The sequence below is a fragment of the Xenorhabdus thuongxuanensis genome (genome assembly GCF_001908095.1).
Classification (GTDB): Bacteria; Pseudomonadota; Gammaproteobacteria; order Enterobacterales; family Enterobacteriaceae; genus Xenorhabdus; species Xenorhabdus thuongxuanensis.
In genome coordinates this window covers 113,775-130,871 of sequence record NZ_MKGR01000005.1, presented here as the reverse complement: position 1 = coordinate 130,871, position 17,097 = coordinate 113,775, and the positions used below count along the sequence as shown (strand labels likewise).

Below are 17,097 nucleotides of genomic sequence, written 5' to 3'. Positions count from 1 at the left end.
CATGATTAACGTACCTTCAGCGTTGCCAGACCAATCAACACTAACATTAAGGAAATAATCCAAAAGCGCACAATAACGCGTGGCTCTGGCCAACCTTTCAATTCATAGTGATGGTGAATCGGTGCCATACGGAAAATACGCTGTCCACGCAGTTTGAATGAGCCAACCTGCAAGATGACAGACAACGTTTCCACCACAAAAACGCCCCCCATAATGATCAGCAGGAACTCTTGACGCAGCAATACAGCAATGGTTCCTAATGCCCCGCCCAGAGCCAATGAACCAACATCTCCCATAAACACTTGCGCCGGATAAGTGTTAAACCACAAGAAACCCAGCCCTGCACCGACAATCGCAGTACAGACAATCACCAATTCACCCGCGTGGCTCAAATAAGGGATATGCAGGTAGTTAGCAAAATTCACGTTACCCGTTGCCCATGCTACCAAGGCAAAACCTGCTGCAACGAGTACTGTTGGCATAATGGCAAGGCCATCCAATCCATCAGTCAGGTTCACCGCGTTACTGGTTCCTACAATCACAAAATAAGTCAGCAGAATGTAAAGCAAACCCAGTTGCGGCATAACCTCTTTGAAGAATGGCACAACTAATTGAGTTGCAGATGTATCTTTGCCGATGCTGTACATGACAAACGCGACACCCAAAGCGATAACGGACTGCCAGAAATATTTCCAACGAGCAATTAGTCCCTTGGTGTCTTTACGCACCACTTTACGATAATCATCAACAAATCCCACAACGCCATAACCGACTAAAACAAGCAAAACACACCAGACATATGAATTATCCAAACGAGCCCACAGTAATACAGAGATCGTAATGGAGAACAAAATCAACAATCCCCCCATTGTCGGTGTCCCACGCTTACTAAAATGGGATTCAGGACCGTTATCGCGTACAACTTGACCTATTTGCAGTTTTTGCAGATAAGCGATCAATCTTGGCCCCATCCATAGCGCGATGAATAATGCAGTAAGCAAGCCGACAATGGCTCTGAACGTCAAATATGAGAAGACGTTAAAACCGGTGTGATACTTAACCAAATATTCGGCTAGCCAAACTAACATTGGAAGTTCTCCTTCAGCACGTTCACTACCTCTTCCATTGCGGCGCTACGTGAACCTTTAATTAATATGGAAATCATTTCGTGTTGTTCCAATAAAGGAAGCAGCGCTGCAACTAATTCAGTCTTGTTTGAGAAATGCTGCCCCCGACCACTCGTATCACTAATATGGGCACTGAAAGCCCCAACGCTGAGTACCTTATCTATGTTTGTAGATGCCACGGCTTCGCCTACCTCACGATGGCACTCAATCGCATGCTTCCCCAACTCTCCCATATCACCAACAACCATGACTCGATAACCGGACATCTGCGCTAGCACATTCGCTGCAGCTATCATAGAGCCCGGATTCGCGTTATAGGTGTCGTCTAATATCATTTTTCCCTCGGTCAGAGGAATAGGAAATAAACGTCCTGCAACCGCCTGCAATCCCGATAGTCCGGTACGAATATCATCCAGCGATGCACCAACAGAAATAGCCAGCGCACTGGCTGCCAATGCATTGGCAACATTGTGTTTTCCTGGCAATGGCAATGTCAGTTCAACGCTCCCTATTGGGCTATGGAGACAAAAATGCGTGGCCAACGGTTGTTCTAAAATATCTGTTGGGTAAAAATCCGCCTCCGTTGTTGATGAAGCGGAAAAGCGCCATACTGTTTGCTGAGCGCTAATGCTGTGCTGCCAATTTTCCCAATCATTGCTATCCAGATTGATTATTGCGGTTCCGGTCGGAGCAAGGCCCGCAAAAATTTCACCTTTTGCCTTTGCAACCCCAGCCAAAGAGCCAAATCCTTCCAAATGGGCAGAAAAGAGGTTATTGACCAATGTACTTACAGGACGCGTCATTTCTGTAGTATAAGAAATTTCACCGATATGGTTCGCTCCCAGTTCAATTACAGCAAACTGGTGTTTATCAGTAAGCCTGAACAAAGTTAATGGCACTCCAACGTCATTGTTAAAGTTACCCGCGGTATAAAGGGTATTGCCACACTGACGCAAGATTGCCGCTGTCATCTCTTTTACGGATGTTTTACCTGATGAGCCCGTTAAAGCCACTATGCGTGCTTTACTTTGTTGACGAACCCAACCCGCCAGTTTTCCCATCGCCAAACGAGTGTCTTTAACCACAACCTGAGGGCAATCAATATCCAGATAACGGCTAACCAATAAAGCACCAGCGCCCTGCTGTGCTACATCATCAGCGAAATCATGTGCATCGAATTTTTCCCCTTTTAAGGCAATAAACAACCCGCCACGCACGATCTTACGACTATCAGTTTCCACCGCATTAATTTGCAAAGTTTCAGCTTGCTGTTCGGTCACACGATATAACAAGCCACCCGTCAACTGTGCTAATTGTTGTAGTGTCAGAGGGATCATGCAATTACCCCCAGCAAACGCGCAACGGTCAGACGATCTGAGTAATCCAGACGACGATTGCCAACCAGTTGGTAATCTTCATGGCCTTTGCCTGCCACCAGAACAACATCTTCTTCGCTTGCCTGCATAATGACACTGGTGACTGCCTCAACCCGCCCATGAATCGCTGTCGCCTGTCCTGGATCGATGAATCCTTGCAGGATATCAGCCACAATTGACTGAGGCTCTTCACTGCGAGGATTATCATCAGTGACAATCACACGATCAGCGCCCTGCTCTGCGATACTCCCCATTAATGGACGTTTGCCTTTGTCGCGATCACCACCACAACCAAATACACACCAAAGTTGCCCTTTACAGTGCAGACGAGCCGCAGATAATGCTTTTTCCAAGGCATCAGGCGTGTGAGCATAATCAACCACAACCGTTGGACGACCAGCAGCAGAAAAAACTTCCATACGTCCACAAACAGGCTTCAGACAAGAAGCCGTCGATAGCAGTTTCTTCAGGGGATAGTCCAGGGACAACAAAGTTGCAAGCGCCAATAGTAAGTTATTCACATTGAACGCGCCCATAAGAGGGCTATTGAACGTTCCATCCCCCCAACTGGAATTAAATGTGATGGAAGCACCTTTATCGTGATAATGCACTTCACTGGCCGATAGCCAACGCCCCTGCCAATTTTCTGGCAAGTTATTTTCCATCGAGACAGCAACTGCATCCGGCAAACGAGACAACCACTTCTGCCCAACAGCATCATCAACATTAATGATTTTCTGCTTTACACCATGGTCACTGAACAGTCGCCATTTGGCACCTTCGTAATTTTCCATATCACCATGATAATCAAGGTGATCACGGCTTAAATTAGTAAAAATAGCAGCCTGAAATGGCAATGCTGCCACTCTTCCCTGAACCAGACCATGCGAAGAAACTTCCATCGCAACAAAAGTGGCATTTTGGTTAGCAAGTTGCTGTAAATCAAGCTGGATATCAACCGCAGAACCAGTCGTGTTTTCGCTGGGTACTATCATGCCCAGCAAACCATTTCCTACTGTTCCCATCACGGCACTGGTTTCGCCAAGCCCCTGGCTCCATTGCGCCAACAATTGTGTTGTTGTTGTTTTCCCGTTGGTGCCAGTCACTCCAACCAATTTCAGTTTATTGCCGGGATGTTGGTAAAATTCGCCGGCTAGCTTTGATAATTTGTTATTCAAATTATCCAGATAGATAATAGGCACACCGTGCATTTTCTGCACAGTGCCGTTATCCGCTTTTTCCTTCGCTTCTGCAATCACCGCAGCGACACCTTGAGCGATGGATTGAGGAATATACTTTCGACCGTCTGTTTGATGCCCTTTAACCGCAACAAACAAATCTCCGGCAGCCGCCTTACGGCTATCCAATGTCATTTCACGCAGCGGAAGCTCAGGTGTATCAACACCCCAAGGAGCCAGTAAATCGCGCAAATTACGATCTGCCACTTTTATCCTCTTTATTGATTAATCACAAATTCGTTTTTATCGCCTACAGGCAATGCATCTGGTTCAACATTCATGGTACGTAAAACACCACTCATGATTGTGCCGAAGATAGGTGCTGCAACTGCACCACCATAATATTTGCCTGCTTGTGGATCATTAATGATCACAACCAGTGAAAACCGTGGATTACTCGCCGGTGCAATTCCAGCGGTATAAGAAATATGCTTATTATTGAGATATCTGCCATCCGGCCCGACTTTTCTTGCCGTACCCGTTTTAACGGCAATGCGATAACCTTTTATCGCTGCCCGTACACCGCCTCCCCCTGGTAATGCCACACTCTCCATCATGTGCACCACGGTCCGCATAACAGTTTCAGGAAATACTCGGGTGCCCGGTACGGGAGGATCGACTTTGGTAATTGACAATGGGCGATAAATACCCAGGCTGCCTATCGTTGCATAGACTCGCGCTAACTGTAACGGCGTTACCATCAGTCCGTAGCCGAAAGAAAAGGTGGCCCTATCAAGATCTGACCACCGTTGTTTATTAGTTGGAAATAAGCCACTACTTTCTCCGACCAGCCCCAAATTGGTCGGTTTTCCCATCCCAAAGCGTGAATAAACATTTACCACCTCTGAGGCAGGCATCGCTAACGCCAGCTTGGAAACTCCAACGTTACTCGACTTCTGTAATATCCCGGTGATAGTTAACTCAGGGCGTGGTGCAACATCTTTAATTTCATGCCCCCGCGATCCATACGTTAATCGATATGGTCTGGTATCTAACACCGTATTTTCTTTGACAATGCCACTATTCAGTGCACTCATCACCACCAGCGGTTTCACCGTGGAGCCTGGCTCGAAGATATCGGTGATGGCGCGGTTACGCATCGCATCTTTCGGCGTTCCAGCCAAATTATTTGGGTTATAAGATGGGCTGTTTGCCATCGCCAAGACTTCGCCTGTATTGACATCCACCAGTACTGCTGTACCTGATTCGGCTTTGTTCAGTGCAACCGCTTTCGTCAATTCGCGATACACCAAAGTCTGAAGACGCTCATCTATGCTGAGCGTCAGATCGTGGGCAGCTCTGCTATCCGTAGATGAAATATCCTCAATAACACGCCCCGTACGATCTTTACGAACAGTTCGGCTTCCCGGCATGCCGGTCAACCAGTTATCAAAGCTCTTTTCAACGCCCTCAATGCCTTTACCATCAATATTGGTCACTCCAATAATATGTGCTGTCACCTGCCCTGCCGGATAATAACGGCGGGATTCCTGACGCAAATAGATACCAGGTAACCTCAATTTCTCGACATAATCGCCGATAGACGTATTCACTTGACGAGCAAGATAAACAAAACGTCCCTTGGGATATTCGCTAATTTTGCTGGTTAATTGTTCAAAAGGAATAGAAAGGGCATCAGCCAAAGCTTGCCAACGAGTGTCATTTGTGATGCCGCCTTTTTCAAACACTTCCTTGGGATCTGCCCAGACTGCATCAACAGGCACACTCACTGCCAATGGGCGCCCATTGCGATCATTAATCATGCCACGGGCAGTCGGAACAGATTGGATACGCAGGGAACGCGAATCACCTTCTTTTACCAAACGATCAGGACTGATGATCTGCAAATAGGCAACACGAATCAAAAGCCCGATTAAAGCAACACCAATGCCTCCACATAACAAGGCAAAACGCCAGCTTACAAAACTTGCTTTATCTTCTTGCTTTTTCAACTTTAAAGAGCGTGCAGCTTTCATCGCCCACCTTTTGGTTGTCAACTGGACTTATTGAGTGATCACAATATTCTCTTTACTTGGATCAACGTGTTGCATCTGCAATTTTTCAGTCGCAATCCGTTCAACCCGACTGTGATCACCCAGTGCGTTCTCTTCAAGGAGCAGATTACGCCACTCAATATCCTGAGCATCAAGCTGGATCACTTGACGCTCTTTTTCCGCAGTCAATAAGCGGGTCTGATGTGTGACCGTCACAACGCTGATAGCTGAAACTACAACGGCTACCAGCAAAATCAGTGGGAGTTTGGCATTACGAATTAAATCGTTACCAATCACTCCAACTAACCCATGACGTTCACCAGCCATCATTCACCCACCTTTTCAGCAAACCGCAAAACCGAGCTCCGCGCTCTTGGGTTTGTGGCTACTTCACCCTCTGAGGGTTTCATTTTGCCAATGGATTTCAGACTTCTTCCTCCCAACGTTTTTAACTGCGCTTCCGTGAGAGGCAAACCGACTGGAACCTGTGGCCCCTGACTGTGTTGTCGGATAAAGCGTTTCACTATGCGATCTTCCAACGAGTGGAAACTGATGACAGATAATCGCCCTTGTGGTGCCAGAACGCGCAGTGCGCCATCTAATGCACGTTCTATCTCCTCCAGTTCACTGTTAATGTAAATTCTGATAGCCTGAAAGCTGCGTGTTGCCGGATGCTTATGTTTTTCTTTAATCGGGCTGGCCTGAGCAATTAACTCTGCCAGCTCTCGGGTACGCGTAATAGGTTGTTCCTGATTGCGTGCCACAATGGCCTTCGCGATACGCTTGGCAAAACGTTCTTCACCAAATGTTTTTAACACCCATGCGATGTCATCTGCTTCAGCTTTTAACAACCACTCTGCGGCAGACTGCCCACGTGTGGTATCCATACGCATATCCAATGGCCCATCACGCATAAATGAAAAACCACGTTCAGGATCATCCAGTTGTGGGGAAGAAACCCCTAAATCCAGTAATACGCCATTAATTTTTCCAACCAAACCAGCATCTTCTACATAAGTTGCCAACTCAGAAAATGGCCCATGAGTAATAGAAAAACGCTTGTCCGTAATGGCCTTTGACGCTTCAATGGCTTGTGGGTCACGATCGATCGCCATCAAACGTCCATTAAGTCCCAATTTCGACAAAATCAGGCGAGAATGTCCCCCTCGCCCAAATGTTCCATCGATATAAATTCCATCTTCTTGAATATTCAGTCCATTGACAGCTTCATCCAGCAGTACACTGGTATGCTTAAAATGACTATTTGCCATGTTATAGTGATAAATCCTGTAGCCTTGCTGATAGAGGTTCTTGTGTGGATTGCTCAACCGCAATATCATTCTGTACCTGTTGATACCAAACTTGTTCATCCCACAATTCAAATTTATTAAATTGCCCAACCAGCATGACCTCTTTTGTTAGCCCTGCGTGCTGACGCAGTGTGCTGGCTAATAAAAGACGTCCTGCACTGTCCATTTGACATTCACTGGCGTGTCCCAATAACAAACGTTGAACACGACGTTCGGCTGGATTCATGCTGGATAAGCGAGATAATTTTTTTTCGATGATTTCCCATTCGGGTAATGTATAAAGCAACAAGCACGGCTGATGAAGATCAATAGTACAAACCATTTGGCCTGTTGATGCTTCATTCAGCATTTCTCTATATCGGGCTGGTACAGTAAGCCGCCCTTTGCTATCGAGATTAACCAGCGTTGCTCCACGAAACATACTCAGGTTACCCCTTGATGGCCCAAATCTCCACATTATCCCACAAATCACCACAATTAAGAGTTTACGGATGGTATGAAAACCTTGTCAAGCCAGAGCCCGTGCGCTTTAGCTAGATTTACAGAAAGATTCGGAAGAGAAAAAGAAGGATTTTTTAGTTTTGGCTATAATAATAATAGATAACACTATGATAATTTTCAATAATTTAATAAATCTGTAGAGAGCCTTATTTAGTGTGGAATTTAGTACAATTAATTACCACTTAAATTAATTTATGTAACCCATATCTCATTATTGCTCGATTGTTAATCAACATAAACTTATTAATAATAACTATATATTTAAGTTACAACAGTATAAAAAATAATAACATATTGAAATTTTGCATTTATCTAAAAACATAAAACGATTATATATCAATAAAGTAAAAAAATAACTCTCAAACAACAAATAACTTACATAAACAATAACTCTTTATCACAAAATTATTCATCTTGTGAATTTAAATAACACATTATCGATTTTCACGGTTATAAAAAGCCATTTAGAAGAATTTTAGTAAGAATAATCTCAAAATTACCTTAATGCGCGTATTTTGATGATATTAGGCAGGCAAATAGCACCCTCATCTTTAATGAGGGTACTCAATCAGGCTTTTCGACTTAACTTACCGCGACGACATAGATGACGACGCATTCGGGTTATTCCGGGGGTTGGACGCTGCTTTTCATCCAAACTGGCTAATACCAGTTCAAGGGCACGTTCAGCAACATCACGATGGCGTTGTGCCACCGATAATACCGGACATTCAAGGAAATCAAGCAACTCATGATCACCAAATGTAGCAATAACCAATTGACTTGGTAACCGGCCACTGCGCTTGAGAAGCGTATCCATGACGCCCTGAAGTAACGCAAATGAAGTCGTATACAAAGCCTGAGGAACGAGGTTTGCTTCCAACCACGATGCAAATACTTCTGCCGCAGCTTCACGTTCATAGCTATTGGCATAAAGATAGTTTACTTCCCGTGGATCATGTTCCCACGCTTCACGGAAGCCTTGTTCACGCAAAAAACTGACCGATAATTCAGGTAATGCTCCCAAATAAAGGACAGATTCAGCCGGGAATTGACGCAATTCCTGTGCCAGCATCTTCGCATCTTCGAGATCATCCCCAACCACACTGATAAAATGTTCGCTGTCCAGGGCACGGTCAAGTGCGATGATTGGCAATGAGCGATTTGCCCAACGCTGGTAGAAAGGATGCTCAGGCGGCAAAGCGGTAGAAACAATGATCGCGTCAACCTGACGTTGCAAAAGATGTTCAACACAGCGCATTTCATTATCAGGCTGATCTTCAGAACATGCGATCAACAACTGGTAGCCACGTTGCCGTGCCTGACGTTCAAGATAATTGGCAATACGTGTGTAGCTCGTATTTTCCAGGTCGGGTATGACTAAACCAATTGAACGGGTTCTTCCCGCCCGAAGGCCAGCGGCGACAGCATTAGGATGATAATTATGTTCCTTGACCACTGCCATCACTTTTTCTACCGTTTTATCGCTGACCCGATACTGCTTGGCTTTACCATTGATGACATAACTGGCCGTAGTACGTGAAACACCTGCTAAGCGGGCGATCTCATCCAGTTTCACATTAACCCCTCAGTAAGATTATGAAAAAGCCCTACTTTACAGTAGGGCTCAATGAATATCTGTATTTTAACCCGCAGATTACGATTTTTCATCGCATAATTTTATCTCCGCGAGAGACACCAACTATGCCCGAGCGCGCTACTTCGACGATCTCAGCCACTTCTCTGACTGAATCAAGAAAAGCGTCCAGTTTTTCACTCGTTCCGACTAATTGGACGGTATAGAGTGTTGAAGTCACATCAACGATCTGCCCGCGAAAAATATCTGTGCTGCGTTTAATCTCTTCCCGTGCGTATCCACTGGCTTGTAATTTAGCCAGCATGATTTCCCGCTCAACATGAGGCCCTGCTGTTAATTCATTGACCCGCAATACATCCACCAATTTATGCAATTGCTTTTCAATTTGTTCCAATACCTTGGCATCACCTTTGGTTTGGATAGTCATACGTGACAATGTAGGATCTTCAGTAGGAGCAACAGTCAAGCTTTCGATGTTATAACCCCGTTGGGAAAACAAGCCAACCACGCGGGATAATGCTCCCGATTCATTTTCAAGTAATACAGACAAAATCCGGCGCATGATCAGGTCCTCTCTGTTTTGCTTAACCACATTTCATCCATTGCTCCGCCTCGGATCTGCATTGGATAAACATGTTCTGTTTCGTCAACGGTAACATCCACAAAAACCAAACGTTGATTTTCAGTGACTTCATGCAGTGCTTGGGTCAATTTAGCCTCCAACTCATCATAAGTTTGGATGGAGACGCCAATATGCCCATAAGACTCTGCCAATTTGACGAAATCAGGCAGGGATTCCATGTAGGATTGAGAATGACGACCCGCGTATATCATATCCTGCCATTGTTTCACCATACCCAAGAAACGGTTATTCAGATTCAGCACCAGAACAGGCAGACCATATTGCAAGGCAGTAGACAATTCTTGAATATTCATCTGAATACTGCCATCCCCTGTTACACACACTACCGTGGCTTCAGGCTTCGCCAGCTTCACGCCGAGCGCAGCAGGCAAGCCAAACCCCATCGTTCCTAAACCACCAGAATTGATCCAACGTCTTGGTTTATCAAATGGGTAATACAAAGCAGCAAACATCTGATGCTGGCCAACATCTGACGCAATATAGGCTTCCCCTTTGGTTAGACGATAAAGGGTTTCAATGACCGCCTGTGGCTTGATCTTCGCTGTCGTGTGATCATAATCAAGACACTTGCGGCTGCGCCATTGTTCAATCGAAAGCCACCAATCTTTCAGGGCATCAGGATCTTGGGTATCTTCTTCTATGGAATCCAATAATTCCAGCATCTGACCAAGTACCTGTTTAGCATCACCAACAATAGGGATATCTGCTGTTACCGTTTTTGAAATTGAGGTTGGATCGATATCAATATGTAATACAGTTGCTTCCGGGCAATATTTTTCCAAATTATTGGTTGTTCGATCGTCAAAACGCACACCCACTGCAAAAATAACATCAGAGTTGTGCATTGCTTTATTCGCTTCAAAAGTCCCGTGCATCCCCAGCATTCCTAAGCTTTGGCGATGTGTTGCAGGAAATGCACCTAATCCCATCAACGAACTGACGACCGGAATGTGAAAATGTTCAGCCAACTTCAACAATTCAGTCGTACATGCTGAATTTATGGCACCACCCCCGACATAAATCACGGGTTTTTTTGCCCTCATCAGCGTCTTCAATACACGTTTAATTTGCCCCTTGTGTCCCTGAACAGTAGGGTTATAAGAACGCATGTTAACTTTTTCAGGATACACATACGGGAATTTCAATGTAGGGTTGACAGTATCTTTGGGAAAATCGATAACAACAGGCCCGGGTCGACCACTTGCAGCCAGGTAAAAAGCTTTTTTAATTGTATTTGGGATATCTTCTGCTTTTTTCACCAGAAAACTATGCTTCACGATGGGACGGGAAATTCCCACCATATCGCACTCTTGAAAAGCATCATTACCTATCAGGGAACTGGCAACCTGACCAGATAACACGACCATAGGAATTGAATCCATATATGCCGTTGCAATGCCTGTGACGGCATTCGTTGCCCCTGGCCCTGAAGTGACTAAAACAACCCCAACTTTTCCCGTACTACGCGCATATCCATCCGCCATATGAACAGCACCCTGTTCATGGCGCACTAAAATATGTTCGATTCCCCCAAGCGTATGCAGGGCATCATAAATATCCAGTACCGCCCCGCCCGGATAACCGAACACATGTTCAACGCCTTGATCGATTAGCGATCTGACAACCATTTCGGCTCCTGACAACATCTCCATCGAGTTTGCCTCCAGGCTCTGTTTGCAAGTTAATTGTCTGAATTTCATAAGGTAACGAAAAAGTTACCTTATTTATCCCATTCTATTTTTATTTATAGAGAGTGAATTACGTTCAACGTTATTTTGATAACGTACTATTTTGATAACGTACTATTTCGATAACGCTACATTAACTAACATAACGTTAGATACAAGTGTTAGCAAACATCAATTTACATATTGAAAACATCCGTTGAAGAAGAGCCGAACTTTTATCTATTTTCAATCCCGATACATAGATTCAATTTCGCGCTGATAACGCTGAGAAATAACCTTACGACGTAATTTTAATGTCGGTGTTAATTCTCCTTTTTCCATTGAAAAGGCTTCTGGCAAAAGAATAAATCGTTTGACCTGATGGAATTTGACAACATTTTTCTGCATTTCCTTTAAGCGCCGTTCAAACAGAGCTATAACCTGATGATTACACAACAGTTCAAGGCGATCGCGATAATGGAGATTGATAGATTTCGCGTATTCTTCCAGCGCTTCATAACTGGGAACAATCAGAGCAGAAACGAATTGGCGGGAATCAGCAATGACTGCAATATGTTCAATAAAACGATCCTGCCCTAACATCCCTTCAATCATTTGTGGCGCAATATATTTACCTGTTGACGTTTTCATCAAGTCTTTCAAGCGCTCGGTAATAAACAGATTATCATTATCGTCTAACCTTCCGGCATCGCCTGTCCGCAACCAACCATCCTCCGTAAAAGCATGGACAGTTTCCTCTGGGCGATTGAAGTAACCTTTCATTACAATAGGACCACGCATCTGGATCTCCCCTTCCGCACTAATGCGAACATCAATCCCAGGCAATGGCGTACCAATTGAGCCTAACAGATAATTTTTTTCTTCCCAGCAAGATACCGTGGCACAAGTTTCTGTCATACCATATCCATATTTGATATTCAGGCCAATGGATAGAAAAAAACGGGTGATAGTATCATCAAGGCGTGCTCCCGCCACCGGCAAGAAACGCACTCGTCCTCCCAAAAGCCCACGGAGCTTGTTCAACACCAATTTGTCAGCCAATCGATAACTACAGCGTGTGAATGGGCATCCTTTTTTATTCTTCTGCTGACGCACCCAACGCTCTTCTCCCCGCTTCAATGCCCAATTAAAAATCATCCTACGCCAAAAAGGCGCGCGAGAAACTTTTTCTAAGATCGCACTATGCACTTTTTCATAAAAACGGGGGACAGAACACATCACTGTCGGATGCACATCAGACATAGCTTCACGCACAAGATTAGTCTCTGTTAAATAGACGTTCAGGGCACCAGTGTGCATGACATAATAACTCCACGCCCGCTCAAAAATATGGGATAGCGGCAGAAAGCAGAGTGAGACATCCTGGTTGGTCAATGTTAACCTCTGGTCATGCAGATAAAGCTGTGCCGCCATATTCCGATAATCCAGCATCACCCCTTTTGGCTCTCCTGTTGTACCAGAGGTGTAGATTAGCGTGAAAAGGTCATTTAAATCCTGACTCGCAATACGGCTATTAAGTTCTGCCTGATATTGCGAATAGTCATTGTTAATCAAGGCGGATAAATACAATGCTTGCGGACATTCTTTCAAGTCTACAGATTCATCCATGACAATAAGATGAGCAAGTTTAGGACACAGTTCGATTAGTGTTACTGCAATATCGTACTGTTCCTGCCCACCAACAAATAACACCTGTATTCCTGCATCATTAAGAATAAATGCAGCCTGCTCACAAGTATTGGTCGCATACAATGGCACGGTCACAGCCCGAAGCTGAAGGATAGCTAAGTCAGCCAATGACCATGCCATACAATTCTGCGCAAAAATACCCACTTTCCCCTGCACTTCTACTTTCAATGACAGTAATGCTTTTGCCACCGATCTCGTTGTACATTCAACCTGTCGCCAATTCATTTCCAGTTGTTCTGATGGAGACCACTGCCGAAAAGCAATTTTTTCTGGATATTCATTGAATTGCTGCTGCAATCGGTTAACCAAGTGATAGGAGTGCAGAGGATCTGTTATCACAATATATTCCTGTATAAGTATTTCATTCAGCATTTTTAGTAAGTGTATTACCTACTTTCAGCTTACAGATGTTAGCTATTTTCGCGCAGTCTACTCATTCCTGGTAAAAGGGGGAAGTCCATTTTTGATATCTTCTCCCTCGTTCTACTTTCATGTGATCTATTTTTGTTCACCAAGATGGCTTAACAGTGATTTCATCCACTGATGGCCTTTATCCCGATCTGTTGCACCATGCCATATCAAATAGCAAGGACGAAAAATCGGACCATTAGGCAAAGATACTGAACAGATATTTAACTGTTCGGAATAGTGTTCAACCATCCATTTTGGTACTATGGCAACTAAATAAGTCTGAGAGACAATATTAAGAACGCTATTTAAATCCGTTCCTTGATAAGAAACAGAACGCAATAATTCGTTATTTTCATAGTGAGGTTTACTAAATGAATCTATGTTATCCAATGCAACTATGGCATGTCTTTCTTCCTGCAATTGTTGCTGAGTAATTCCCTTACTAATTCTAGGATGATGTTTAGAAACGGCCAGAACTAATTCATCATTAAACAGAGAATAATTATGGAAATTAGGACATTCTAATTGGTTATAACTGATGACAAATTCTATTTCCTGATATTTTAATTGCTCCTCAATATCATCATTAATTTGTGTTTTAATGACAATTTCGATATTAGAAGCCTGTTTTTTTATCTGCCCAACAATTTGAGCAGCTAAACGAATATCAAGGGGACTACAAATAGAGAGATTAAATACCCTTGTACTCTTGCTGGGATCAAATCCCACTCCAGGCAGTTCATTATGAACAATTTGCAGTGCCTGCTTAAGCGGTCCAAAAAGCTGTTTTGCCCGCGCCGTTGGCTGAATACCTCGGCCATAACGAACAAACAATTCATCACCGAACATCGTCTTCAAACGTGCAACTGCATTACTGACAGCCGGTTGTGACATTCCCAATGCCTGAGCGGCGCGTGTAATATTCTGCATTTGCATTACAGTATTAAAAACAGTCAGCAAATTAAGATCCACACCACGCAATTGAATATCGCATGATTCTTTTTTTTCTGTCGCTATTGAGTCGTATTCCGTCATTATTTCACTCCATTAAACATAGCAGTTCTCTCATTAAATATGGATATTTACTGTATCTAAATGCAACAGCTCAATATCACAAACAGCCTTAGCCATTCATAAGATTAATTACCCAAATTTTTTAGAAAATAAACTGAGATTCATTTTTGTACAAAAACCAAAATATGCATAACCAATATATTTTTATCTACGTAATCGTAATATTTTTATAGGAATGAATATTAATTTCTTATATATTAATGGCTATAACTAAAATTACACTAATGACTGTATCGCAAACAATTAGCCAATAATGAAACTCCAATCTATCAAAATACAATTTATTAATATTCTATATGGTTATGATTTCTTAACCTAAAACACTGTGGTTAACATCCATCTATCCTTGTTCCTTAGAAAGGTAGTTGACTGTATAAAATAACAGGCATCCCATTTATTATCCATCAGGGCAGGATTTTACTCCATATATTGATACAAAAAATAGATAAAAACATCGCTAAAAATGTAAAAAATAGTCACTAAGCTCAACAATTGTTCAATAAAAAACCAAAAATGTGCACAATCCACACTAAATTCGTACTTATACTGCTTGACATTATTTTTTAGATAAAGTATCTATAAAATACATTGACAATTAAAACTAAATTAACAAATTTACAAAGGTTAACTCACATGATTCATTCTGTTCTTCTACTAAGCCTACTAATTATCGCCTTTAATGCGCGCGGTATGCTGGTAGATGGAAAATAGGGATAAGTTAACCTCCATCAGACATAAAAACCCGCGCCATGCGCGGGTTTTTTTTACCTGCCGGCGCTCAAAAATAAAATTCAGTTACCAAACTAAGATATCCAATCTAATCAAATCAAATGGTTAGTCTATTTAACAGGAGCACAACATGAGCCAGCAAGTTATTATCTTCGATACTACGTTACGTGATGGAGAACAGGCATTACAAGCTAGCCTGAGTGTGAAAGAGAAACTGCAAATCGCTTATGCACTGGAAAGGCTAGGAGTTGATGTTATTGAAGCCGGTTTTCCAGTCTCTTCTCCGGGAGATTTTGAATCAGTTCAAACTATCGCCCGTGAAATCAAGAATAGTCGTATCTGTGCCTTATCCCGCTGTGTTGACAAAGATATTGATGTCGCTGCTGAAGCCTTGAAAGTCGCTGAAGCCTTCCGCCTGCATATGGTACTGGCTACCTCAAATCTGCACGTCGAACATAAATTAAAAAGGACCTTTGATGATGTTGTAGAAATGGCGGTTCGCTCCATCAAACGGGCACGCAACTACACCGACGATGTTGAGTTTTCCTGTGAAGATGCAGGCCGTACAGATATCGATAATTTGTGCAAAATTGTCGAGCAAGCCATCAAAGCAGGCGCAACTACCGTCAATATTCCAGACACGGTTGGTTACACAACACCTTACCAATTTGGCGGTATTATACGTACATTATTTAATCGCGTACCCAATATTGATAAAGCGATTATTTCAGTCCACTGCCACGACGACTTAGGCATGTCCGTCGCTAATTCCATTACAGCCATTCAGGAAGGTGCTCGTCAAATAGAAGGTACTATCAATGGATTAGGAGAACGTGCAGGTAACTGTTCACTGGAAGAAGTGATCATGACTATCAAAACGCGCCAGCAAATGTTAGGCGTGCATACCAATATCAACCATCAAGAAATTTACCGTACCAGTCAGTTAGTTAGCCAAATTAGCAGTACCCCAATCCCCGCTCATAAAGCCGTTGTTGGCAGTAATGCGTTTTCCCACTCATCCGGCATTCATCAGGATGGTGTGCTGAAAAATCGTGAAACTTACGAGATCATGACGCCAGAATCCATCGGCCTGAAAGATACCCAGTTGAACCTGACATCACGTTCTGGACGTGCCGCAGTAAAACATCGTATGACAGAAATGGGCTATCAAGAGAGTGACTACGATCTGGATGCGCTGTATCAGGCATTTTTGAAATTGGCAGACAAAAAAGGACAGGTGTTTGATTACGATTTGGAAGCCTTAGTGTTTATCAACCAACAGCAGCAAGAGCATGAACACTTCCGCCTGGACTATTTCAGTATTCAGTCAGGCTCCAATGTAGTACCTACTGCAACCGTTCGTCTGGCCTGCGGAGATGAAATCAAATCTGAAGCCTCAACTGGCAATGGTACTGTTGATGCCATCTATCAGGCTATCAACCGCATTACCGGTTATCCTCTGGAATTAATTTCCTATCAATTATCTGGTAAAGGGCATGGTAAAAATGCTCTCGGTCAAGTTGATATTATCGTGGAGTGTTTTGGCCGCCGTTTCCACGGAGTGGGTTTGGAAACTGACATTATTGGCTCCTCTGCCAAGGCAATGATCCATGTTCTGAATAATATCTGGCAGGCAGAGCAAGTAGAAAAAGAGAAGCGACGCATCTCCCAAAACAGCAGTATTCGAAACGATCAACGGAACAACAAAAAGGAAACGGTATAA

Annotated in this window: 12 protein-coding genes and 1 pseudogene; 1 reads left to right on the top strand and 12 read right to left on the bottom strand. The window is 43.5% G+C overall.

All coding sequences use genetic code 11. From position 1 onward, the window contains the following. Positions 1–5 precede the first annotated feature (5 nt). The 12 genes and pseudogenes from mraY to leuO all read right to left on the bottom strand — a co-directional run bounded on the left by mraY (position 6) and on the right by leuO (position 14,606). The gene (gene mraY / locus Xentx_RS05240; protein ID WP_074019220.1) at positions 6–1,088 is read right to left on the bottom strand and encodes a phospho-N-acetylmuramoyl-pentapeptide-transferase; all 1,083 of its coding nucleotides are present in this window, start codon (positions 1,086–1,088) and stop codon (positions 6–8) included. After that, positions 1,082–2,464, bottom strand: coding sequence for a UDP-N-acetylmuramoyl-tripeptide--D-alanyl-D-alanine ligase (murF, locus tag Xentx_RS05235; RefSeq protein ID WP_074019219.1), 1,383 nt, complete (start codon positions 2,462–2,464; stop codon positions 1,082–1,084). Before murF ends, mraY begins: the two co-directional genes overlap by 7 nt. Beyond that, positions 2,461–3,948, bottom strand: a complete 1,488-nt coding sequence (murE, locus tag Xentx_RS05230) for a UDP-N-acetylmuramoyl-L-alanyl-D-glutamate--2,6-diaminopimelate ligase (RefSeq protein ID WP_074019218.1) — start codon at positions 3,946–3,948, stop codon at positions 2,461–2,463. Before murE ends, murF begins: the two co-directional genes overlap by 4 nt. Then, positions 3,935–5,717: pseudogene (locus Xentx_RS05225) on the bottom strand (peptidoglycan glycosyltransferase FtsI). The gene murE and the pseudogene Xentx_RS05225 overlap by 14 nt, the downstream one beginning before the upstream one ends. A 27-nt stretch (positions 5,718–5,744) precedes the next feature. Further along, positions 5,745–6,065, bottom strand: a complete 321-nt coding sequence (gene ftsL / locus Xentx_RS05220; protein ID WP_074019216.1) for a cell division protein FtsL — start codon at positions 6,063–6,065, stop codon at positions 5,745–5,747. After that, a complete protein-coding gene (gene rsmH, locus Xentx_RS05215) occupies positions 6,062–7,006 on the bottom strand; it encodes a 16S rRNA (cytosine(1402)-N(4))-methyltransferase RsmH (protein ID WP_074019215.1) in 945 nt (314 codons plus the stop codon). Before rsmH ends, ftsL begins: the two co-directional genes overlap by 4 nt. A 1-nt stretch (position 7,007) precedes the next feature. Next, positions 7,008–7,466, bottom strand: a complete 459-nt coding sequence (gene mraZ, locus Xentx_RS05210) for a division/cell wall cluster transcriptional repressor MraZ (RefSeq protein ID WP_074019214.1) — start codon at positions 7,464–7,466, stop codon at positions 7,008–7,010. 648 nt (positions 7,467–8,114) lie between these two features. After that, positions 8,115–9,122 carry a catabolite repressor/activator gene (gene cra / locus Xentx_RS05205; RefSeq protein WP_074019213.1) on the bottom strand — a complete coding sequence of 336 codons (1,008 nt, stop codon included), beginning with the start codon at positions 9,120–9,122 and terminating at the stop codon, positions 8,115–8,117. A gap of 88 nt (positions 9,123–9,210) precedes the next feature. Beyond that, a complete protein-coding gene (gene ilvN, locus Xentx_RS05200) occupies positions 9,211–9,702 on the bottom strand; it encodes an acetolactate synthase small subunit (protein WP_167366745.1) in 492 nt (163 codons plus the stop codon). Between the two features lie 2 nt (positions 9,703–9,704). Then, positions 9,705–11,435: an acetolactate synthase 3 large subunit gene (ilvI, locus tag Xentx_RS05195; RefSeq protein ID WP_074019212.1), complete on the bottom strand. Its 1,731-nt coding sequence runs from the start codon at positions 11,433–11,435 to the stop codon at positions 9,705–9,707. 261 nt (positions 11,436–11,696) lie between these two features. Further along, entirely contained in the window at positions 11,697–13,532 is a 1,836-nt protein-coding gene (locus Xentx_RS05190; protein ID WP_208607542.1) for an AMP-dependent synthetase/ligase, read from the bottom strand. Positions 13,533–13,658: 126 nt separating this feature from the next. Continuing rightward, on the bottom strand, positions 13,659–14,606 hold the full coding sequence (leuO, locus tag Xentx_RS05185) for a transcriptional regulator LeuO (RefSeq protein ID WP_074019211.1): 948 nt from the start codon (positions 14,604–14,606) through the stop codon (positions 13,659–13,661). Positions 14,607–15,504: 898 nt separating this feature from the next. Here leuO and leuA point away from each other — a divergent pair. Further along, positions 15,505–17,097: a 2-isopropylmalate synthase gene (gene leuA / locus Xentx_RS05180; RefSeq protein ID WP_074019210.1), complete on the top strand. Its 1,593-nt coding sequence runs from the start codon at positions 15,505–15,507 to the stop codon at positions 17,095–17,097.